Below are 22,099 nucleotides of genomic sequence, written 5' to 3' on the forward strand. Positions count from 1 at the left end.
CCTTTGCATTCCATGTGAGTGGGTGCCCGGCGTGCGCCGGGCCCGTGCACTGTGGCAAGGGGCGGTGGGGATTGGAGTCGGAAACTAGCACAAGCGCCGGTAAGGGAAACCTGAAAGCTGTGTAGGACCGGTCGAGCGCTCCACCCAGTCCCACGTCCTCGACCTCTCAGCGAGAATAATTGCCCGAGCCACTCCCCTTAGTCAGTTGGCCCAAGGGATGGCTTGACGCGAGGCCGTGGCGAGCGGAATGGAGGCTCAATTGCCCCGCCCCCTTTTCTTGCTCTCGGCGGAGCCCACTCTTGTACTGAACACTTGTCCGCACTGGATAAACTGTGTCCAGTCGACGGGAGAAACCGAGCGTATGGATCTGATCATTGGCCTATTAACAGCCGCTGCTAGCACGGTGTCGAACGCGGCGCCCGCCGTAGCGGAGGTAGAGGAGGCCGCCTCTGACATGCGGATCGCGTGGATCGCAGGGGGCGCGTCCTTAGCCGGTGCGCTGCTGGGCGCCGTAATCCCGGTCGTAGTAGCGCACCTCCATAACAAGCGCAGTCGCGAGGATGAGCGCGACTTCCTGGCCGTCCAGGTATCGTCAGCGCTGTACACCTATGCCAGCGGCTGTGTCGACGTTGCCTATGACTCCGGAGAAGACGATGAGCGGGGGCGACTGTGCCCCGTTGAAACTGCGCCGACCCTAGACCCGCTATCACTCGACGTGAATTGGCGAACCATTCCCGTCAATCTACTGGATCGGATCTTCGCACTTCCCGCCGCTCAACGTATCGTCAATGAACGCTTACGCTGGGAGGCTCTAAACGATTTCGAGTACCCGGTACTGCATCGCCAAGCCGAGTACGGCCGGCTAGCCTTGAAGGCCCTGCGCATTGCGCACGATCTGCGGCGGAGCGCCAACCTGCCACCAGATCCCGACGGTGTCATCAACCTGGTGGCCAAGATGGAAGAACATGTGCCCGAACTTGAAGCGAAGATAGCCGCGATCGATCGAGCCAGCAGGAGTCGTGGGATCGAGTCCGACCGAGGGAAGGAACCGGAGGCAAATAATCTGCACTAGCCCCCCTGTCCACGACGGTCCATCCATTCAACCGCTGGGATCTGGAACTCATTCGCTGCATCCCGTTTGGCTGGTCAGCTCCGTCCTCGATGTTCGGACGCGGGGCCAGCCGCCTCTGCCTCCTCTCGTTCTTCGGAAACTGGATTTAATTCCCTCCGTCCCCTTTTATCCCTTTTATCCTTTATCGCTTTACTCATAGTCGGGATCGTAATTCTGAAAAGCTGGAAGTAGGCCGTGCTGCTTTAGGCAGTCATATATCGGCTCAATCGTCAGAACGGCGAAATACCCTGTCTCCGTTGAACTGTGATCCCTGACTAGCGACTGAGTGACTAAGCCTAGCAATGCGGTACCGCCATCTGCATTGTCTTCGTTATACGCAACCATTACCGGTCCGCCACTGAAACCACCACGAGCCATACTCGATATCAAGAAATGGGGGTGCCTGGTACCAGAGTAGAGCTCGACGAGGGCATTCACCTCTCCGCTCGATGCGAACAAGTTGGGACGACTGGAAAGGGGAATAGGCGGATACCCTAACGCCAATGTTCTGTAGAGAACGAGTTCGTACTGACCCAGCCAATCGTCCAAGTGCCCGCCAAGGGGGATGAATGCATCAGGCGTGATGCTCAAAGTGAAGCACGCGACGTCGGTCTTTGAGTCAATGTGGAAGAACGGCCCACTAGTGATTCCGATGCTGGGAAGCGTAAGGGTCTTTGACCTTGCTGCTTGTTTGCTTCGAAGGTAGATGTTTGAGTCATCGTCAAACCCCACCTCTTTGATGTCTCTTCCTTCCACAACATGTCGTGCCGTGACAAATACCCCATCACCTACATGAAACGCGGTTCCGATCTCTTCGGCCCCGATGTTGTCCGTGGAAGCGATGTATGCCACCGCACCGCGGTAGTCGGAGAAAGTTCGCCGCGTCCAATGCCTGAAGTTGTCCTGCATCACCAGGTCTCCGATACGCGCCCGACCAGCGCTTGTGCGGTCAGGAGTAAACCTGACCTCGTTCCTCCCGCCCCGCCCCCCCCGGCGACTGCATCACGCTCAAGCGCACGTAATGTCGGAGACGACTGCCGCTGCGACGAGCGGACAGGACTGCGGGCACTCAATTTCCTCCGTCCCCTTTAGCCTCTCTATTTCGTCCCTTGTACTTGTCTCTAATTTCAGCGCTAAGAGGAAATGTCCCCGATACTTATTTCTATTTCTTCGTCCTAAGCGCGCCCGTTCATCGAAAAATAGTCGCGAATCTGGTCACGTACAAATTGATCGTCTTGAAAATGCTTCATTCCATAGCTGATAGCGTTCTTCAACCGGCTGGCTGCATCTTCGTTGTCTTGATCGCCCGCGACAATCTTCCTCAGCCAGTGAATCATGGTGCCAGTTGGGAAAGGATCCGCCGTTGCTCTACTCGCACGTTCGGCCTCTAGAATCTCAATCCCTTCCTCATAATCCTGCTTGTCGATGAAACCTTCGCTGGCGTAGCGCTCTAGAAGCGCCACGCCAAGTTGATGATTCGTTTGGAAAGAATCGAAGTAAGTAAGTCCCGTCCGAAAGCACTCGATCGCCTCATCTAATCGATCGGTCTTGCGATAGAATCGCCCGAAGTGGAGCCAAAAAATTCCGTCGCGACCGAAAAGTTTCTGCGCCTCGTGATAGACCATCTCAGTACTGGTCAACCTGCTCTCTTGCGCAAAATAACTTCCGAACAAGAACTCAAACGACACTATTTCTTTGTATATTCGATAAGGCAGCGGGTGGTGTCTAATATCTGCGACAGTAAACTGCCGGGAAAGAAACCGGAGGATCTTGAGGATTAATGACGAGGATCCCTGTTTAGATATACACTGCTCAAAATAGTATTTCGCGATAATCTTGTGCCTGCAGCGCACATAGCCGCCTTCTTTCATGTACACGAGAACGCCCGCCAGTTCCTTCGAGACCAGTTCCTGGAATGCAGACTGCGATATATCAATGAATCCCGCGGCGTAGTGGACGGGAACATTAAATCCCAAGGCGTTGACGATCGAAACGGCCTCCAACGCTTCTAGCGCCGCGGCATTCCTTATGGACACGTAGTCTTGGTAGATCTTGGCTTCGAAGTTCTCGTGGGTTGTAAGCGAGAATAGGGTCGTTAGCAGATCGCCGCCGTAGCCGCGCTCTTTGTCTACGATGAGCTTTGCTCGCCTATCCAGAGGCAAGTCGGAGAAGTTATCGAAAACCAAGCCATGCGCCTCTATCTTTTGTGCTATCGACTTGGCATCGGGTACTGATAGCTCTGCGAGTTCAAAGACCGAGGAGACGGTCGGGCGCCGCAATTGAGCGCGGTTTCTTTTGTAGTCACCTACGCGATCTTCAAGGATGAAGAGGCAGAAAGGAGTCTGACTCTTACCAAAATGATCGGAAATATAACTAATCGCGTAGTAGAACTCGTGTGCGGAGTAGAAAACAAATATACTTTTACCTGTGAATCTAGATATTGTTTCTCTTAGCAGGTCAAGGTCGATCGCACCCCCATTCTTGAATTCATAGATGTATGGATTGCTGCGCGCGACCTTTTCAAGCGCAACGCGAATGCAAGTGGTCTTCCCCGAGCCACTGGGACCAATTACATGCAGCACCCCTACGCCGGTGGCATTAGAATTCATCGAATCGCCGATCGTTCTCGTTAGCTCAGTATCCCGAGAAGTGGGCGCATAGGCATTGTTGACAATATAGAACCACTCTGGCTCATCACCCGTTAGAAAATGCCTAAGAAGTCCCTTTTCTGCGTGCGCCTGTTCTATTGAGGTAATGACAGGATCCATAGCCGTGCGAAACCAGGTCATCGCCCTCTGGCTACGGACCGCTCCAGCTACTGAAGGAATAGTTTCGAGAACAATATCCGCCATCGTCTTTGGTTCGGCGGCAGAATATAACGCAAGGAAGAACTCTTCTGCGGTTGCATCGAAGACGTGGTAACCCGCAGCTCTATAGTTCTCTAGCTTTATTGGGTCTGGATCAGGAGTAACTAACCAGTTCCGCGGGGCGTCATCTTGACCGTAGGTAATTGAGCGGTCTGCGATATACGCATCTAGATCACTTTCTTCTAGCTGGTTGCCCACTACCAATAGACCACCGGTCAATGCGCGAGCCGCGAGATCACGATGCCAATCGTGAACTTTGGCGGTCGCCATCGCGTACTCCAAGCTGGAGAAAATAAACCCATCACCCAGTCGGCTACATGATCCGTGGATACTTACTACGGGCACCGACCCGATAGATTCGCTCGACAAGCTCGCGTCTAAGTAATTAAAAAAATTGAAGTCTGCTCCAAGCCTGCCAAGGCGTTGCTGCTGCTTGCACGCGACCTCTAGAACATTGTCAATATTGGTTGTGTAGATTCTGCGCCAAGCATAGGCAAATATTCTTTGCTGCCAAGTCGGTACGCTTTCTACCGTAAATAGGCTGCGCAAGAACTCTCCGAAATCGGGAATTTCGCGGTCGCCAAGTACATAGGCGTCCTTCAATGTTGTTCTCGCGCCGGCTTGCTTCCCACATTTCTCCAGGATAGCCATCTTTAGAGCATCGCTACCCGGAACCTCTCCTTGGATTGACTTATTCCCAATAGAGAATCCTGAGCCGAGCAGCAAAGAGATTTCCGCAGAGCGCACGAGCGGCGCCAAGGTCTCCGATATGACATCCAAATCCGACTGTGTTAGCACACTGATTATCCTTGATGGTGTTATATCTGCACCCAGGCCAAGCTCTTCTCACATATTCCTCCGATACTCCCCCCCCACCTCATACAAGGCATGACTGATCTGCCCCAATGAGTGGGTCTTCACCGCCTCCACCAGCGCCGCGAAGACGTTCCCCCGCCGCCGCGCCGTGTCCTGAAGATACGCCAGGCCGTGGCCGTCGTGCACCTCGCCGGCGACGGTTTCATCCTCAACCACATGGGCGTGGGAAGTCTCGCCTTCCGGGGCCAGGCGGTTGCGGTTGGCCTGCCAGCCGCGCACGTTAGCGATCTGCTGGCCCTTCTCGGCTTCGGTCGAGCGGATCAGCTCGATCTCGGTGGCCACCTCGCCCGCGTGCTCCTTGGGCAGGAAGGTGTTCACGCCCACCAGGGGCAGGCTGCCGTCGTGCTTCTTGTGCTCGTAGTACAGCGACTCTTCCTGGATCTTGCCGCGCTGGTACATGGTGTCCATGGCGCCCAGGACGCCGCCGCGCTCGCTGATGGCTTCGAACTCCTTGTAGACGGCCTCTTCCACCAGGTCGGTCAGCTGGTCGACGATGAAGCTGCCCTGCCAGGGGTTCTCGCAGAAGTTCAGCCCCAGCTCCTTGTTGATGATCATCTGGATGGCCACGGCGCGGCGCACGCTGTCTTCGGTGGGCGTGGTGATGGCCTCGTCGAAGGCGTTGGTGTGCAGGCTGTTGCAGTTGTCGAACAGGGCGTACAGGGCCTGCAGCGTGGTGCGGATGTCGTTGAACTGGATCTCCTGCGCGTGCAGGCTGCGGCCGCTGGTCTGGATGTGGTACTTCATCATCTGGGACCGTTCGTTGGCGCCGTAGCGCTCGCGCATGGCGCGCGCCCAGATGCGGCGGGCCACGCGGCCGATGACGGTGTACTCCGGGTCCATGCCGTTGGAGAAGAAGAAGCTCAGGTTGGGCGCGAAGTCGTCGATCTTCATGCCGCGCGCCAGGTAGTACTCGACGATGGTGAAGCCGTTGCTCAGGGTGAAGGCGAGCTGGCTGATCGGGTTCGCCCCGGCCTCGGCGATGTGGTAGCCGGAGATGGACACCGAGTAGAAGTTGCGGACCTTGTGGTCGACGAAGTACTGCTGGATGTCACCCATCATGCGCAGGGCGAACTCGGTGCTGAAGATGCAGGTGTTCTGGGCCTGGTCCTCTTTCAGGATGTCGGCCTGGACGGTGCCGCGCACGGTGGCGAGCGTTTCGGCCTTGATGCGGGCGTAGGTGTCGGCGTCCACCAGCTGGTCGCCGGTCATGCCGAGGAAGGCCAGGCCCAGCCCGTCGCTGCCCTTGGGGAGGTCGCCGTGGTAGCGGGGGCGTTCGCGGCCCTCGAAGAAGGCGTCGATCTTGCGCTGGGCGTCCTGCCAGCGGGCGTCGTCGGCCTTGAGGTATTTCTCCACCTGCTGGTCGATGGCGGTGTTCATGAACAGGGCGAGGATGATCGGCGCCGGGCCGTTGATGGTCATCGACACGCTGGTGGTGGGCGCGCACAGGTCGAAGCCGGAGTAGAGCTTCTTCATGTCGTCCAGCGTGGGGATGTTGACGCCGGAGTTGCCGATCTTGCCGAAGATGTCGGGGCGCTCGGCCGGGTCTTCGCCGTAGAGGGTCACGCTGTCGAAGGCGGTGGACAGGCGCGCGGCGGGCTGGCCGGCGCTGAGGTAGTGGAAGCGGCGATTGGTGCGCTCGGGCGTGCCTTCGCCGGCGAACATGCGGATGGGGTCTTCGCCGGTGCGGCGATAGGGGTAGACGCCGCCGGTGTAGGGGTAGCTGCCGGGCAGGTTCTCCTTAGCCAGGAAGGTGAGCAGTTCGCCCCAGCTCTTGTAGCTTGGGGCGGCGATCTTGGGGATCTTCTGGTGACTGAGGGATTCGCGGTAGTTCTGGACTTCGATGGCCTTGCCGCGGACGTGGTATTCGGTGGTGTCGTCGGTGATGGCCTTCAGGCGCGCGGGCCATTCGCGCAGCAGTCGCAGGCTGTCGCTGGTGAGGGACTGGAGGGCGTCGTTGTAGCGCTGGCGGAGGGTGAGCAGGGTGCGGTCGGGGGAAAGCTCGTCATGCCCGCGCAGGCGGGCATCCATGGACGTTGCGGTGTCATCGCCCGAACGTCCATGGGTCCCCGCCTTCGCGGGGACGACGTCGGTGGGGGCAGCTGGACGCTCATGGGTCGCCGCCTTCGCGGGGACGACGTCGGTGGGGACAGCTGGACGCTCATGGTTCGCCGCCTTCGCGGGGACGACGTCGGTGGTGTCGTAGAGCTCGAGGGCCTTCGGAAGCTTCGGATCCTCGAGTTCCTTCAATGACTGCCAGAAGGACTGCGCGCGGTCGGCGGCTTCGGCCTGCTTCTCGATGGAGGCGTTGATGGCCCTGCCCTGCTCGGCGATCTCGGCCAGGTAGCGCACGCGCGCGCCGGGGATCAGGACGGTGGCGCGGGGTTCCTTGAGCGTGGTGTCGAGGTTGGGGCGGAAGTCGCAGCGGGGGGACGCAAACCCGGGGTCGGAGTCGACCTTCCGCTCGGTACCCCCGGACGTGTCGTGTTCCGGGGAAAGTCGACCCTGACCCCGGTTTTCGTTTTTCTCCCGCATCAGCCGGCACAGGTTGACGAACATCCAGCTCACGCCGGGGTCGTTGAACTGGCTGGCGATGGTGGGGTACACCGGCACATCCTCGTCCGCGGTCTGGAACGCGACGCGGTTGCGCTTCCACTGCTTGCGCACGTCGCGCAGGGCGTCCTCGGCGCCGCGGCGGTCGTACTTGTTGAGCACGATGAGCTCGGCGAAATCGATCATGTCGATCTTTTCCAGCTGGCTGGCGGCGCCGTAGTCGCTGGTCATCACGTAGACGGGAAAATCCACCAGGTCCACGATCTCCGAATCGCTCTGGCCGATGCCGGCGGTTTCCACGATCACCAGGTCGAAGCCCTGCCCGCGCAGCGCGGCGATGCAGTCGCGCAGCACGGCGTTGGTGGCCACGTGCTGGCGGCGGGTGGCCATCGAGCGCATGTACACGCGGTGGGAACGCAGCGAGTTCATGCGGATGCGGTCGCCCAGCAGCGCGCCGCCGCTGCGGCGGCGGGTCGGGTCGACGCTGATCACCGCGATGCGCATCTGCGCGAAGCTGGCGAGGAAGCGGTTGAGCAGTTCGTCGGTGACGCTGGACTTGCCCGCGCCGCCGGTGCCGGTGATGCCGATGACGGGCGTGCGGCCGCCGGCCAGGTGCCAGGCCTTGCGCAGGGTGGCGAGTTCGGATTCGGGAAGCGTGCCGTCCTCGATCGCGGAGAGCAGGCGGCCGATGGCGATTTCGTCGGTGGCGGCGAAACCGGGGTCGATACCGGGGTCGGAGTCGACTTTCCCCACGGCACCGCCCGTCTTCGAGGCATCCGTCGAAAGTCGGCTCTGACCCCGGTTTTCGGCGGTGCGGCGCACCACGTCCTCGATCATCTCCACCAGGCCCATCTTCATGCCGTCGTTGGGGTGGTAGATGCGCTCGACGCCGTAGGCTTCCAGTTCGCGGATCTCCTCGGGCGTGATCGTGCCGCCGCCGCCGCCGAACACGCGGATGTGGGCCGCGCCGCGCTCGCGCAGCATGTCGACCATGTACTTGAAGTATTCGACGTGGCCGCCCTGGTAGCTGGACAGGGCGATGGCGTCGGCGTCCTCCTGCAGCGCGGCGCGCACCACGTCCTCGACGCTGCGGTTGTGGCCGAGGTGGATCACCTCCGCGCCCTGGGCCTGGATCAGCCGGCGCATGATGTTGATGGCGGCGTCGTGGCCGTCGAACAGCGACGCGGCGGTGACGAAGCGCAGCGGGGTGGCTTGCGGCGTGGTCTCGGCGGAGGACTCAGGGAGGCGATCGGCGGGCGTGGCCATGGCGCATTCCGGCTTGATTTCAGTTGGAACCGATTGTAGCGCGGGGCGGATTTGGGCCGGTTTGCGGGGGTGTCGCACCAGGTGTGCGTAGCCCGGATAAGGCCGCAGGCCGCATCCGGGGTGCGGGACCGGATCGCATCCGGACGACGGGAGCCGGTTCCATAGGGACGCGTGAGACCAGGCCGCCACGCGAACGGTGCCGATGACGACGCGACCCCGGGTGCGCTTCGCTTACCCGGGCTACGGGCGACGTGGACTGCGTAGCCCGGATAAGGCCAAAGGCCGCATCCGGGGTGGCGGGACCGGATCGCATCCGTGTGACGACACCCGGTCACATCCTTGTGCGCGGACCAGGCCGCCCGCGAATGGTGCCGTCCGGCCGACGCGACCCCGGGTGCGCTTCGCTTACCCGGGCTACGAGGGCGCATGCCACACTGGTCGGCATGAGCCGACGCACCTCGCCGCACCCCACTTCGTCCCCGCCCCCCGGGCGCACGCCGCCCACCGTGCGCGAGCGGCTGCCGCGAATCCTGGCCTGGGGCGTGTTCTCACTGGCGATGCTGGTGCTGAGCGGCATCCTGCTGGCCGACCATCTGATGCCGCCCGCCACCGGAGCGCCGAGCCATGCGCTGGAGATCGTGCCCGGGCAGACCGCGCTCGACCGCGAGCTCGCGCCGCTGCTGGCGCGCAACCCGGGCAAGACCGGCACCATCATGCTGCCCGACGGGCTGGACGCGTTCGCCGCGCGTGCGATCTCCGCGCGCCAGGCCGGGCGCAGCCTGGACCTGCAGTACTACATCTGGCACGACGACCTCACCGGCCACCTGCTGATGTACGAGGCGTGGAAGGCGGCCGAGCGCGGCGTGCGCGTGCGCCTGCTGCTGGACGACATCAGCATCTCGGGCATGGACGCGGCGCTGCTGGCGCTGGATTCGCACGCGAACATCGAGATCCGCGTCTACAACCCGTTCCGCAACCGCGACGGCATCGCGCGGGTGCTGGAGATGGTGCAACGCATGTTCAGCGTCACCTACCGCATGCACAACAAGGCCTGGATCGCCGACGGCCAGGCGGCGGTGGTCGGCGGGCGCAACGTCGGGCTTGAATACTTCGGCGCGCACGAGGAGACCAACTTCCTCGACCTGGACGTGCTGCTGTTCGGCCCGGCCGTGCGCGAGGCGAGCGCGATCTTCGACGAGTTCTGGAACAGCGAGGCGGTGGTGCCGATCGCGCAGCTCAACCGCAAGCCCAAGCGCACGCTGGAAACCGAACTGGAGGCGATCAAGGAAGAGGCCCGCGGCGAACTGGCGCAGCGCTACCTGCGCCAGGTGGACATGGCGCCGAGCGTGCGCGCGTATTTCGCGCAGGAGCTGACGCCGTTCTGGACCGACCGGATCCGCGTGCTGTCCGACCCGCCGGTGAAGTGGAAATCCAGCACCCGCACCGAGGGGCTGGTGTCGCACCTGATGGACACCCTGCGCAAGACCGAGCGCAAGGCGCTGCTCATCTCGCCCTATTTCGTGCCCGGCAACGAGGGCGTCACCGGCTTCGCGTCGCTGGTGCGCACGCGCGGCGCGCACGTGGGCGTGATCACCAATTCGCTGGCGGCCAACGACGTGCTGGCCGTGCACGGCGGCTACGCCAACTACCGCAAGGCCCTGCTCAAGACCGGCGTGGCGCTGTACGAGATGCGGCCGCAGGCGCTGGACGGCGGCTCGAGCCTGTTCGGCAGCAGCGGCGCCAGCCTGCACACCAAGGCCTTCGTGGTGGACGACCGCTACGGCTTCATCGGCTCGTTCAACATCGACCCGCGCTCGATCATGCTCAACACCGAGATGGGCGTGCTGTTCGACGAACCCGCGCTGGCGATCGCGCTGCGCGAGGAATACCAGCGCCTCTCCGGCCCCGACCACAGCTACTGGGTGTACCTGGACAGCGAGGACCGCCTGCGCTGGCTCGACCGCGCCGCCGATCCGCCGGTGGTCCTCGAACACGAACCGGAAACCTCGTGGTGGCAACGCGCCCTGGCGCGCGTGATCGGCTGGCTGCCGGTGGAATCGCAGCTGTAACGTGGTCGACTTGGACGCCACGCGTGGTCCGGCCGCCGGTCCGTCCGCATCCCGGGAGGCGGACGCGCTGTTCCTGCGCGCGGAGGCGCTGATGGCCGCCTCTCGGCTGGAAGACGCCGCGCCCCTGTACGCGCGGGCTGCTGACGCCGGACACGTGCAGGCACGCGTGCAGCAGGCGCGCCTGTGGCTGTTCGGAATGCTCGGCCCGGCGGATCCAGCGGCCGCCATCGAGGAACTGAGGCTGGCCGAATCGGCCGGCGATGCCGGCGCCGGGTGCCTGCTGGCATCGATCGCGCTGGGCGGGATCGCGCTAACGCGCGACGGCAGTATCGATGCCCGGCTGCGCGCAGCGGTCGAGGCGCGGCATGCACCCGCCCTGCTCGCCGCCGCGATCCATTTCGGGCGCAAGTCCGATCCGGGCGACCAGGCGCTGTGTCTGCGGATGCTCGGCGACGCGGCGAACGCCGGCCATGCGACGGCCGCCGCCTTGCTGGCCGAACGCCTGGCCAATGGCGAAGGCACGGCAGCCGATCCGGTCGCTGCTGCGGCGCTGCGCGGTCAGCTGGCGGCACACGGGATCCCGCCGTTGCCCGCCTGCTCAGCGCTTCCGCCCTTCGAAGCGCCGGCTCCGCCCAGGCAATTGGCGTTCGCGGCGGAAACGCGCCCGATGCCGCGAAGCATGCTGTCCACGCGGCCTGCGATCGCCGTGATCGAGGGCCTGCTCTCGCGCGACGAATGCCGCCTGCTGATGGCCTCCGCGCAGCCGTACCTGCGCGCGTCGCGCACCGTGGATCCGGCGACGGGCCGGCCCGCCGCCATGCCGCTCCGCACCAGCAGCGATGCGAGCTTCGATCCTGTGGCGGAGGATTTCGCGCTGCGATGCGTGCAGTGGCGCATCGCCCGGGCTGCGGGCGCCGAGCTGGTGGACGCCGAACGCCTGATCGTGCTGCGCTACGAGCCGGGCCAGGAATACCGCCCGCATCGCGACTATCTGCCGTCGGCCACGATCGCGCGCGACCGGTCGCAGGCGGGCAATCGCGCCCGCACGATCTGCGTCTACCTCAATGACGTGGAGGACGGCGGCGAGACGGTGTTTCCGGTCGCGGGCGTCGAGATCGCACCCCGCGCCGGTACGGCGGTGGTGTTCGACAACCTGCTCGCCGACGGTACCCCGGACCCCGAATCGCTGCATGCAGGCAACCCGGTGCGACGCGGCGTGAAATGGCTGGCGACACTGTGGCTGCGGCAGCGCCGCTATCGGGACTTCTAGGCGCCGTCGCGGTCGCGCGCCGAAGAGGTACGAGCGCCACCTCGCAAACAACGGAGCGGCGCTGGGCGATACGCATGGCCTGCCTTGCCATGGCGACCGTCGCCGGGTCCGGTCGCTGGAGCCCGGGCGGGTAACGGCGAGACGCGCGCCAGCCACGGGCAATTGGCGGACAAGGGGCGTAGAATGCCGCGCCTGTCACGCCACCCTCGCCCGCCTGCGGGCTGACTGCCCAGCAGAATCAATCACTTGCCACCTGACCAGAGGCCCCGCGCGGCATTCCCGCGGCGCCCCGCGATGGAGTTTTATCCATGATTTTCGAACAGCTTGGGACCTACGGCCACGAACAGGTCGTGTTCTGCCACAACCCGGACGTGGGCCTGAAGGCGATCATCGCCATCCATAACACCGTGCTCGGCCCTGCCCTGGGCGGCACCCGGATGTGGCCGTACAAGACCGAACAGGACGCGCTCGACGACGTGCTGCGCCTGTCGCGCGGTATGACCTACAAGAACGCGGTGGCCGGGCTGAACCTGGGCGGCGGCAAGGCGGTGATCATCGGCGATCCGGCCAAGGACAAGTCCGAGGCGCTGTTCCGCGCGTTCGGCCAGTTCGTCGACTCGCAGGGCGGGCGCTACATCACCGCCGAGGACGTCGGCATCGACGTCAACGACATGGAATACGTCTACCGCGAGACGCAGTTCGTCACCGGCGTGCACCAGGTGCATGGCGGCTCGGGCGACCCTTCGCCGTTCACCGCCTACGGCACTCTGCAGGGCCTGATGGCGGCGCTGAACCGCAAGTTCGGCGACGAGGAGATCGGCAAGTACACCTACGCGGTGCAGGGCCTGGGCCACGTGGGCATGGAGTTCGCCAAGCTGCTGAAGGAACGCGGCGCGAAGATCTTCGTCACCGACATCAACAAGGCGCTGGTGGAGCGCGCGGTGAGCGAGCTGGGCGCCGAAGCGGTGGGCCTGGACGAGATCTACGACGTCGACGCCGACGTGTACTCGCCCTGCGCGCTGGGCGGCACGGTCAACGAATCCACCCTGCCGCGGCTGAAGGCGAAGGTGATCTGCGGCGCGGCCAACAACCAGCTGGCCAACAACGCGATCGGCGACGAGGTGGCCAAGCGCGGCATCCTGTACGCGCCGGACTACGCGGTGAACGCGGGCGGGGTGATGAACATCTCGCTGGAGATCGACGGCTACAACCGCGAACGCGCGATGCGCATGATGCGCACGATCTACCACAACCTCACGCGCATCTTCGAGATCGCCGAACGCGACGGCATTCCGACCTATGTCGCCGCCGACCGCCTGGCCGAGGAACGCATCCAGACCATCGGCAAGCTCAAGCTGCCCATGGGCCGCAACACCCCGCGTTTCCAGGGCCGCGTGCGCGGGACCTGACGCGTCGGCCATCGGCCCGGGCGTGCGTCTCCGCGTAGCCCGGGTAAGCGAAGCGCACCCGGGGTGTCGCCAGACGTGCCACGCGCTGCGATCGTTGCGCCCGGATGCGGACGGACCTCGGGTCCCCGGATGCGGCCTTCGGCCTTATCCGGGCTACGCATGGGCTGACGTCGTAGCCCGGGTAAGCGAAGCGCACCCGGGGCGCCGCGAGGCGTCCCCAGGCAACGCGGATCACGTCGCTCCGCACACCCCGACCCCGGATGCGGCCTTCGGCCTTATCCGGGCTACGTGGGCGACGTGTGCCCGGACGACGCGCATGGGAACCCGGCGGCGCGTTGTAGCATGTGAAACCAACCACGACGGAGCACGGCATGCGGACCTTCCCCCTCGGCGAGGACATCGACAGCCTGCGCGAGGCGGTGCGCCGCTTCGCCGATGCGGAAATCGCGCCGCGTGCGGCCGCGATCGACGAGAACAACGCCTTCCCGCAGGAGCTGTGGGCCAAGCTCGGCGAACTGGGCCTGCTGGGCATGACCGTGCCGGGCGAGTTCGGCGGCAGCGAGATGGGCTATCTCGCCCACCTGGTGGCGATGGAGGAGATCTCGCGCGCGTCCGGCTCGGTGGGCCTGAGCTACGGCGCGCATTCGAACCTGTGCGTGTCCAACCTGTACGCCAACGGCAACCAGGCGCAGCGCGAGAAGTACCTACCGAAGCTGTGCAGCGGCGAGTGGAAGGGCGCGCTGGCGATGAGCGAGCCGGGCGCCGGCTCGGACGTGGTCGGCTCGATGGCCTGCCGCGCCGAACTCAAGGGCGACACCTGGATCGCCAACGGCAACAAGATGTGGATCACCAACGGCCCCGAGGCCGACGTGCTGGTGGTCTACATGCGCACCGCCAGCCGCGAACTGGGCAGCAAGTGCATGACCGCCTTCATCGTCGAGAAGGGCTTCAAGGGCTTCTCGACCGCGCAGAAGCTCGACAAGCTCGGCATGCGCGGCTCCAACACCTGCGAGCTGGTGTTCAAGGACTGCGAGATCCCCGCGGAGAACGTATTGGGCGAGGTCAACAACGGCGTCAAGGTGCTGATGAGCGGGCTCAACACCGAGCGCCTGGTCCTCACCGGCGGGCCGCTGGGGCTGATGCAGTCCGCGCTCGACCTCGCCCTGCCCTACGTGCGCGACCGGCGCCAGTTCGGCCAGCCGATCGGCAGCTTCGGCATCATGCAGGCCAAGATCGCCGACATGTACACCCAGCTGCAGTCGTCGCGCGCGTTCGCCTACCAGGTGGCGCGCGACTACGACGGCGGCCACCGCTCGCGCATCGATGCCGCCAGCTGCCTGCTGCACGCGAGCGAGGCCGCGGTGCAGGTGGCGCTGGAGGCGATCCAGGCGCTGGGCGGCAACGGCTACATCAACGAATACGCCACCGGGCGGATCCTGCGCGACGCCAAGCTCTACGCGATCGGCGCCGGCACCAACGAGATCCGGCGCATGCTGATCGGGCGCGAACTGTTCGCCGGGAATCACTGACCGGTCGCAGCGCGGCGCCTGGGCACGGTCGCAGGACCGGCATTTTGATCCTCCGGTCATCCGGAGCGCAGCGACTGCCGCAGCCCGGGCAAGCGAAGCGCACTCGGGAAAGCCGCCTCTCGTCGCAGCCGACCCCACATCCCGGATGTGGCCTACGGCCTTATCCGGGCTACGTGGCGGTGCGATGCACTCGCCGCGCTCCGTGCATTCAGAACCCCAGCGTGTAGCGCACCGATCCCATCCGCTCGTCGCCGCGTGGGCCGAAGCGCTGGTCGAGGCCGAGCGACAGCCAGGCGTGCCGGCCCACCGGCGCTTCCAGCCCCAGCCCGAACAAGCGGCCCGAACGCGCGGCATCGGCCAGCGGCAGCGGCGACCAGCTGTCGAGGCCGACGAAGCTGGCGTCGATGTCGAAGCCACTGGCCGACAGCGTCTGCTGCCACGCCGAGTACGCGTGCAGCCGCGCGCCCGCCCAGTCGAACCCGGCGCGCAGGCCCGCGGTGGCCTGGGTACGCTGCAGCGAGGCTGCGCGCGTGCGCAGGGCATAGCCGCTGCCCCACTCCTCGAAGCCGTCCTGCGAGACGCGCACCATGTCGGCGCCGACGTACGGCGTCAGCTGCCAGCCGCCCAGGTGCAGCTGGCGACCGGCCTCGACGCCGACGGTGGCCACGTCGCCCGCGTAGCCGCTGGAGACCCCCGCGCGGGCGTCTTCGCCCGTGAACAGCTGGCGCTCGATGTCGCGGTCGAAGCGGCCGGTGCCGGCGGTCGCGAGCGCATAGCCGTGCGCCGACACGCGGCCGACATACAGCGCGGCCCGGGTCTGGCGGTCGCGGCTGCGGTCGCGGTTGCCGCCGACCCAGTCGTCCACGCGGGTCTCGCCGAAGGCGAAACCGGCCAGCAGCCCGTCGCCGAGCGCCAGGTCGCGGCCGAGCATCCAGCCGTCGAGCTGGAACCCGCCGCCGGCCATGCCGACGCCCGCGCCCCCGGAGGACAGCGACTGCGTCCACGCCCCCGCCTCGACCAGCCCGGGCTGCAGCGCGCCCAGGCGCGCGGACAGTACCCGCCGGCCCATGTCGGCGGCGTCGAAGGTGAGCGTGGTGGCGAGTGCGTGCGACTCGCCAGACAGGCTGTCGAGCGCCGCGACCGCGGTCGCCTCGTCGCCCAGGTGCTGGAACGCGCCGGCGACGCGGCGGAACTCGTCGTCGACCGCGCTCGAGCGGCCGGACGCGTCGTGCGCATCGATCGCGTCGAACGCGGCTTCCACGCGCTGCGCGGCGGACATGCCGGCCGGCCGGATGCGCGCCAGCGACTTTGCCGCCGCGGCGACGTCGAGGCGCTCGATGTCGAGCCACAGCTGGGTCGGCCGATAGTCGAGACTGGCCTCCAGGAACAGGGAGGAAGCCCAGCTCAGCGCCTCGAACTCCCCGGTCAGCGTGCCGGCCTCGATGACAAGTTCCCGGTCCACGACCGTGTAGCCGGGTTTCACCCCCTTCACATGCAGGTTGCCGCCTTCGATGCGGACGGTTCCCCCCACCCCGAGCACCTGGCCGAGGTCGAACGCGAGCGTCGCGTCGTCCCGGTGGAAGTAATCCCCGTCGATCGACGTGAACTCTCGATTGACGCCCTGACCGATGACGTCCAGGCGACCGGCATTGTCGAGGTTGCCGACGAGACTGACGTCGAGCACGTTGGCACCGATCGCGTAGGTGCCGGCCGCATCCACCCGCACGTCGCCACGCACCGTGCGCTCGGCGCGCAATGTGCCTCCGCGCACGCGTACGCCGCCGGTGTTGGACATGTTGGCGTCGACAACCAGTGTTCCGGTGCCCTCCTTGATCAACGCCCCTTGACCCGAGATGTCGTTGCTCCAGACAGACGTCGCCCCGTCGAAATCGACCGTGACATCGCCCCAGTCCAGCCGCGCAGGCCCCCGCACCGCGGCCTCGACGTCGACCGCGCCATGGCCGAACACCGCGTCCACGCCCGGCGCGCCGAGGTCGGTCGCGGTGCCCAGCAGGGTCTGCCGCACCAGGTCGTTGTCGAAGTACGGGAACGCCTCCCACACCAGCGCCGCGGCGCCGGAAACGATCGGCGCGGCGAACGAGGTGCCCGACCACTGCCAGTATTCGGGCTCGTCCGGCGGGTCGTCGGTGCCGGTCACGACCACGGTGCCCGGCGCGGCGAGGCAGTAGTCCATCGCCACGCCGCAGGCGTTGGAGTAGCCGGCCAGTTGCGTCGGCGACTCGGCATCCAGCGCCGCCACCGCCAGCCAGCCCCGCTCCAGGTCCGCCGCCGGCCGGTTGCCGCCGGTGCCGGCCTGGCTGGGCAGTGCCGACATGTCGGAGGGATCGGCGAAGCCGGAATTGCCGGTGGAGAACACCACCAGGCCGTCGTTGTCGAGGATGAAAGGCCGGTACTCGGCCGCGATCTCGGCGGTGGCGGCCGGGTTGGTCCAGTACAGGCCACCCCAGGAGTTGTTCATGATCCGCACGTCGCGGGCGATCAGGTCGTCGTGGATCGGCGCCAGGCCCAGCGCGCCGTCGACCTCGTTGCCCTCTCCGCTGCCGTCGTCCTCGGGCGGCTGGTCGCTGATGATCCGGGCCGAGACGATCTCCGCGCCGGGCGCCACGCCACCGGGCCACTGCCCGAAGGCCTGCCCGGCGATGATCTGCGCCACCGCGGTGCCGTGGCCGACCACGTCGTCGACCGACAGATCGTTGGTGTTCGGATCGATGTAGGTCAGGTTGTCGACGACGCGTCCGGCGAGTGCCGGATGGTCGCGGTTGACGCCGCTGTCGATCACGCCGATGCGGATGCCCGCGCCGGTCCAGCCCGCGTCCTGCGCGGCGTCGGCGCCGGTCAGCGTCAGGTGGTCGCTGAAATCGGGGTTCGGGGTCTCGACCACGGGCGGGCCCGGCGGGGGCGTCTCGGGAGGCGGGATGGGCGGCGGCGCCAGCGGCGGAGGATCCGGACGGGTGGCACCGCCGCCACCGCCGCACGCCCCCAGTGCCAATCCGATCCAGAGCGCCATCGTCAGGCGCGACACGGTTCCCCCACCCTGCTTCGACATCCCCGCCTCCGTTCCATGAGCGGCGCCGTCCACGGCGCACCCAGGGACTCTACACGCGGCCGCCGCCGATCGGTCGACCCGGGGCGGGCGCGTTTGCCCGACCCCGTCACGAACGCGATAATCAATCACCCCCACGCATCCCCGGAGCCTCCCGTGAGCGACGTCGTTATCGTCGGTGCCAAGCGCACCGCCATCGGTTCCATGCTCGGCCAGTTCACCGGCGTGCCGACCCCCACGCTGGGCGCCGCCGCGATCCGCGGCGCGCTCGAGCACGCGGGCGTCAAGGGCGAGGACGTGTCCGAAGTGATCATGGGCTGCGTGCTGCCTGCCAACCTCGGCCAGGCCCCGGCGCGCCAGGCCTCGCTCGCCGCCGGGCTGCCGAAGGCCACCGGCTGCACCACGATCAACAAGGTCTGCGGCTCGGGCATGAAGGCGATCATGCTCGGCCACGACCTGATCAAGGCCGGGTCGGCCAGCGTGGTGGTCGCCGGCGGCATGGAGTCGATGACCAATGCGCCGCACATGGTCTCGGCGCGGCCGGGCCTGCGCTACGGCGACGCCAAGCTGGTCGACCACATGGCGTGGGACGGCCTGACCAACCCCTACGACGGCCAGTCGATGGGCGTGTTCGCCGAGGCCACCGCCGACAAGTACGGCTTCACCCGCGAGGAGCAGGACGCCTACACCATCGAGTCGGTCAAGCGCGCGCAGGCGGCCATCGCCTCGGGCGCGTTCAAGGACGAGATCGTCCCGGTCAAGGTCGCCACCCGCAAGGGCGAGGTGGAGGTCGACACCGACGAGCAGCCGGGCAAGTCCGACATCGCCAAGATCCCGACCCTGCGCGCGGCCTTCCGCAAGGACGGCACGGTCACCGCCGCCAGCTCCTCGAGCATCTCCGACGGCGCCGCCGCCACCGTGCTGATGAGCGCCGAACATGCGGCCAACCTCGGGCTGGAACCGATTGCACGGATCGTCGGCCACGCCACGTTCTCGCAGGAACCCGAGTGGTTCACCACCGCCCCGGTGAGCGCGATCCGGAACCTGCTCGACAAGGTGGGCTGGAGCGTGGACCAGGTCGACGTGTTCGAGGTCAATGAAGCGTTTTCAGTGGTCGCCATGGCGCCGATCCGCGAGCTGGGCATCCCGCACGAGAAGATCAACGTCAACGGCGGCGCGACCGCGCTCGGCCACCCGATCGGCGCAAGCGGCGCCCGCCTGGTGGTGACCCTGCTGCATGCGCTCAAGGCCCGCGGCGGCAAGCGCGGCGTCGCCTCGCTGTGCATCGGCGGCGGGGAGGCCACGGCCATCGCGGTCGAGATCGCCTAAACCGCGCCCGTCGGTTAACGCGGTTTTGACGAAAATTCCACGCACGCCCGCTTGACAGGGTTCACGGGCTTGTCATCATTGATGCGGCGCGCAATCTTGCGCGTTCGCCACCTTTCAGACGAGGAAGATTCGATATGACCATCAACAAGGCTCTGCTCGCGCTGGCCCTGGGCTTCGCCCTGGCCGCCTGCAGCAACCAGCAGCAGGCCGAGAACGCCGCTGCCGACGCCGCCGATGCCGCCGCCGATGCCGCGACCGAAGCCACCGAGGCTGCCGGCACCGCGACCGAAGCGACCGCGCAGACCGCTGCCGACGAAGCCGCCGCCGCCGCTGACGCGGCTGCCGACGCCGCCGCCGACGCTGCCGCCGCCACCACGTCCGAAGCCGCCGACGCCGCTGCCGACACGGCTGAGAACATGGAAGACGCGGCGCAGGACGCCGAGGACGCCGCCGAAGAAGCCAATCCGTAATCCGGGAGCTTCGAACGCTGTCCAGGAAAGCCGCCGCCTGCCGGCGGCTTTTCTTTTTCTGAACATTCGCTTCCGCACAATACCGCCGCTGCGGCCACGGGGAGCCCGGGCCGGACGCGACGAACACCGTCATTCCTTGCCTTCCGGAGACACACCTTGAACACCAAGCTCATCGCCATTGCCGCCGCGAGCGTGCTCGCCCTGGCCGCCTGCAAGAACACCGCCGAAGGCGCCGCGGAAGACACCGCCGCCGCTGCCGCCGCCACCGAGCAGGCCGCTGCCGACGCCGCTGCCGCCACCGAACAGGCCGCCGCCGACGCCGCTGCCGCCACCGAGCGCGCCGCCGCCGAAGCCGACGCTGCGATGGACCAGGCCGCCGCCGAAGCCGACGCCGCCATGGACAACGCCGCCGACGCCACCAAGGAAGCCACGGCCGACGCCGCCGGCGCCGTGAGCGACGCCGCTGCGGAAGTCGAGGAAGACGCGCGCAACTGATCGCACGCGCCATGCCGTACCGGAAAGGCCCGCCTCGCGCGGGCCTTTCCTTTTTCCGGCGCGCGCGCCCCGCAGGCAGCGCCGGGCGCGGTCACGTATCCTCTGCGCTTCCTTCGCAGCGCGCCCGACGATGACGGTCCTGACCACGCAGCTCGATCCCCGTTCGCAGGCCTTCCTCGACAATGCGGCCTACCACCGCGCGCTGGTCGAGGAGCTCGACCGGCGCCTAGCGCGCGCGGCGGACGGCGGTGGCGCGCAGGCGCGCGAACGCCACGCCGGGCGCGGCAAGCTGCTCGCGCGCGAACGCATCACCGCCCTGCTCGACCCGGGTTCGCCGTTTCTCGAGATCGCGCCGCTCGCCGCCGAGGACATGTACGGCGGCGATGCGCCGGCCGCAGGCATGGTCTGCGGCATCGGCCGGGTGATGGGCACCGAGGTGGTGGTGGTCGCCAACGATGCCACCGTCAAGGGGGGCACCTACTTCCCGATGACGGTCAAGAAGCACCTGCGCGCGCAGGAGATCGCGCGCGAGAACCGCCTGCCCTGCGTGTACCTGGTGGACTCCGGCGGCGCGTTCCTGCCGCTGCAGGACGAGGTGTTTCCGGACAAGGAACACTTCGGCCGCATCTTCTACAACCAGGCGCGGCTGTCGGCGGAGAACATCCCGCAGGTGGCGGTGGTGATGGGCAGCTGCACCGCCGGCGGCGCCTACGTGCCGGCGATGTGCGACGAATCGGTGATCGTGCGCGAACAGGGCACGATCTTCCTCGGCGGCCCGCCGCTGGTGAAGGCGGCCACCGGCGAGGTCGTGGATGCCGAAGCGCTCGGCGGCGCCGACGTGCATACCAGCGTCTCCGGCGTCGCCGACCATTTCGCCGAGGACGACCGCCACGCCCTGGAGATCGCGCGCGGCATCGTCGGCCACTTCAACCGGCGCAAGGTGCTGCCTGTGGCGGTGCGGGAGACGCGCGAACCCCTGTATCCGGCCGACGAGCTGTACGGCATCGTGCCCAAGGACACCCGCCGGCCGTTCGATATCCGCGAAGTGATCGCGCGCATCGCCGACGGCAGCGAACTGGACGAGTTCAAGGCGCGCTACGGCAAGACCCTGGTGACCGGCTTCGCGCACCTGCACGGCTATCCGGTCGGCATCATCGCCAACAACGGCATCCTGTTCGCCGAGAGCGCGCTGAAGGGCGCGCATTTCATCGAACTGTGCAACCAGCGCGGCATCCCGCTGGTGTTCCTGCAGAATATCACCGGCTTCATGGTCGGCCGCAAGTACGAGAACGCCGGCATCGCCAAGGACGGGGCGAAGATGGTCACGGCGGTGGCGTGCTCGAGCGTGCCGAAGTTCACCGTGGTCATCGGCGGTAGTTTCGGCGCCGGCAACTACGCGATGTGCGGCCGTGCCTACGGCGCGCGCTTCCTGTGGATGTGGCCGAACGCGCGCATCAGCGTGATGGGCGGCGAGCAGGCCGCGAGCGTGCTGGCGACGGTGCGCCGCGACGGCATCGAGGGCAAGGGCGGCCAGTGGAGCGCGGAGGACGAGGAGACGTTCAAGGCGCCGATCCGCGAGCAGTACGAATCCCAGGGCAGCCCGTGGTACGCCACCGCGCGGCTGTGGGACGACGGCATCATCGATCCGGCCGACACCCGCCGCGTGCTGGGGCTGGGGATCTCCGCCTCGCTCAACGCGCCGATCGAGCCGGCGAAGTTCGGCGTGTTCCGGATGTAACCCGCCGCGCGCGGACGTCGACGTCTGCTACCTTCGCGGGCCCGCCGCTCTCCGCC

General features: G+C 66.2%; 13 protein-coding genes. 9 read left to right on the top strand and 4 right to left on the bottom strand.

From position 1 onward, the window contains the following. Nucleotides 1–361: 361 nt before the first annotated feature. Entirely contained in the window at nucleotides 362–1,072 is a 711-nt protein-coding gene (locus tag QFW80_RS01890) for a hypothetical protein (RefSeq protein WP_280599344.1), read from the top strand. 189 nt (nucleotides 1,073–1,261) lie between these two features. Here QFW80_RS01890 and QFW80_RS01895 read toward each other — a convergent pair whose 3' ends face one another. The 3 genes from QFW80_RS01895 to QFW80_RS01905 form a co-directional block, all read right to left on the bottom strand. Then, nucleotides 1,262–2,020, bottom strand: a complete 759-nt coding sequence (locus tag QFW80_RS01895) for a S1 family peptidase (RefSeq protein WP_280599346.1) — start codon at nucleotides 2,018–2,020, stop codon at nucleotides 1,262–1,264. 266 nt (nucleotides 2,021–2,286) lie between these two features. Further along, nucleotides 2,287–4,776 carry a P-loop NTPase gene (locus QFW80_RS01900; RefSeq protein ID WP_280599347.1) on the bottom strand — a complete coding sequence of 830 codons (2,490 nt, stop codon included), beginning with the start codon at nucleotides 4,774–4,776 and terminating at the stop codon, nucleotides 2,287–2,289. 48 nt (nucleotides 4,777–4,824) lie between these two features. After that, a complete protein-coding gene (locus tag QFW80_RS01905; protein ID WP_280599348.1) occupies nucleotides 4,825–8,670 on the bottom strand; it encodes a methylmalonyl-CoA mutase family protein in 3,846 nt (1,281 codons plus the stop codon). Nucleotides 8,671–9,113: 443 nt separating this feature from the next. On the opposite strand from QFW80_RS01905, the gene QFW80_RS01910 reads away from it, so the two are divergent. From QFW80_RS01910 to QFW80_RS01925, 4 genes are all read left to right on the top strand, one after another. Continuing rightward, nucleotides 9,114–10,739: a phospholipase D family protein gene (locus tag QFW80_RS01910; RefSeq protein ID WP_280599349.1), complete on the top strand. Its 1,626-nt coding sequence runs from the start codon at nucleotides 9,114–9,116 to the stop codon at nucleotides 10,737–10,739. A 91-nt stretch (nucleotides 10,740–10,830) separates the two neighbouring features. Further along, nucleotides 10,831–12,009 carry a 2OG-Fe(II) oxygenase gene (locus tag QFW80_RS01915; protein WP_280599350.1) on the top strand — a complete coding sequence of 393 codons (1,179 nt, stop codon included), beginning with the start codon at nucleotides 10,831–10,833 and terminating at the stop codon, nucleotides 12,007–12,009. A 308-nt stretch (nucleotides 12,010–12,317) separates the two neighbouring features. Then, the gene (locus tag QFW80_RS01920; protein WP_280599351.1) at nucleotides 12,318–13,418 is read left to right on the top strand and encodes a Glu/Leu/Phe/Val dehydrogenase dimerization domain-containing protein; all 1,101 of its coding nucleotides are present in this window, start codon (nucleotides 12,318–12,320) and stop codon (nucleotides 13,416–13,418) included. Between the two features lie 371 nt (nucleotides 13,419–13,789). After that, nucleotides 13,790–14,947 (top strand): isovaleryl-CoA dehydrogenase, encoded by a 1,158-nt coding sequence (locus QFW80_RS01925; RefSeq protein WP_280599352.1) that lies wholly within the window; start codon nucleotides 13,790–13,792, stop codon nucleotides 14,945–14,947. Nucleotides 14,948–15,155: 208 nt separating this feature from the next. On the opposite strand, the gene QFW80_RS01930 is transcribed toward QFW80_RS01925, so the two are convergent. Beyond that, nucleotides 15,156–18,014, bottom strand: coding sequence for an autotransporter serine protease (locus QFW80_RS01930; RefSeq protein WP_280599354.1), 2,859 nt, complete (start codon nucleotides 18,012–18,014; stop codon nucleotides 15,156–15,158). 153 nt (nucleotides 18,015–18,167) lie between these two features. On the opposite strand from QFW80_RS01930, the gene QFW80_RS01935 reads away from it, so the two are divergent. From QFW80_RS01935 to QFW80_RS01950, 4 genes are all read left to right on the top strand, one after another. Next, the gene (locus QFW80_RS01935) at nucleotides 18,168–19,340 is read left to right on the top strand and encodes a thiolase family protein (protein WP_280599356.1); all 1,173 of its coding nucleotides are present in this window, start codon (nucleotides 18,168–18,170) and stop codon (nucleotides 19,338–19,340) included. 134 nt (nucleotides 19,341–19,474) lie between these two features. Further along, a complete protein-coding gene (locus tag QFW80_RS01940) occupies nucleotides 19,475–19,810 on the top strand; it encodes a hypothetical protein (protein ID WP_280578584.1) in 336 nt (111 codons plus the stop codon). A gap of 156 nt (nucleotides 19,811–19,966) precedes the next feature. Then, entirely contained in the window at nucleotides 19,967–20,305 is a 339-nt protein-coding gene (locus QFW80_RS01945; RefSeq protein ID WP_280599358.1) for a hypothetical protein, read from the top strand. A gap of 130 nt (nucleotides 20,306–20,435) precedes the next feature. Beyond that, nucleotides 20,436–22,043: a carboxyl transferase domain-containing protein gene (locus tag QFW80_RS01950; protein WP_280599359.1), complete on the top strand. Its 1,608-nt coding sequence runs from the start codon at nucleotides 20,436–20,438 to the stop codon at nucleotides 22,041–22,043. Nucleotides 22,044–22,099 lie beyond the last annotated feature (56 nt).

It is taken from the genome of Luteimonas rhizosphaericola (assembly GCF_029888045.1).
GTDB classification, from domain to species: Bacteria; Pseudomonadota; Gammaproteobacteria; order Xanthomonadales; family Xanthomonadaceae; genus Luteimonas; species Luteimonas rhizosphaericola.

Excerpts from the sequence above, each read along its gene's own strand:
- QFW80_RS01890 (WP_280599344.1), top strand. The coding sequence starts at position 362 with ATGGATCTGATCATTGGCCTATTAACAGCCGCTGCTAGCACGGTGTCG.
- QFW80_RS01895 (WP_280599346.1), bottom strand. The coding sequence starts at position 2,020 with ATGCAGGACAACTTCAGGCATTGGACGCGGCGAACTTTCTCCGACTAC.
- QFW80_RS01905 (WP_280599348.1), bottom strand. The coding sequence starts at position 8,670 with ATGGCCACGCCCGCCGATCGCCTCCCTGAGTCCTCCGCCGAGACCACG.
- QFW80_RS01910 (WP_280599349.1), top strand. The coding sequence starts at position 9,114 with ATGAGCCGACGCACCTCGCCGCACCCCACTTCGTCCCCGCCCCCCGGG.
- QFW80_RS01915 (WP_280599350.1), top strand. The coding sequence starts at position 10,831 with ATGGCCGCCTCTCGGCTGGAAGACGCCGCGCCCCTGTACGCGCGGGCT.
- QFW80_RS01920 (WP_280599351.1), top strand. The coding sequence starts at position 12,318 with ATGATTTTCGAACAGCTTGGGACCTACGGCCACGAACAGGTCGTGTTC.
- QFW80_RS01925 (WP_280599352.1), top strand. The coding sequence starts at position 13,790 with ATGCGGACCTTCCCCCTCGGCGAGGACATCGACAGCCTGCGCGAGGCG.
- QFW80_RS01930 (WP_280599354.1), bottom strand. The coding sequence starts at position 18,014 with ATGTCGAAGCAGGGTGGGGGAACCGTGTCGCGCCTGACGATGGCGCTC.
- QFW80_RS01940 (WP_280578584.1), top strand. The coding sequence starts at position 19,475 with ATGACCATCAACAAGGCTCTGCTCGCGCTGGCCCTGGGCTTCGCCCTG.
- QFW80_RS01950 (WP_280599359.1), top strand. The coding sequence starts at position 20,436 with ATGACGGTCCTGACCACGCAGCTCGATCCCCGTTCGCAGGCCTTCCTC.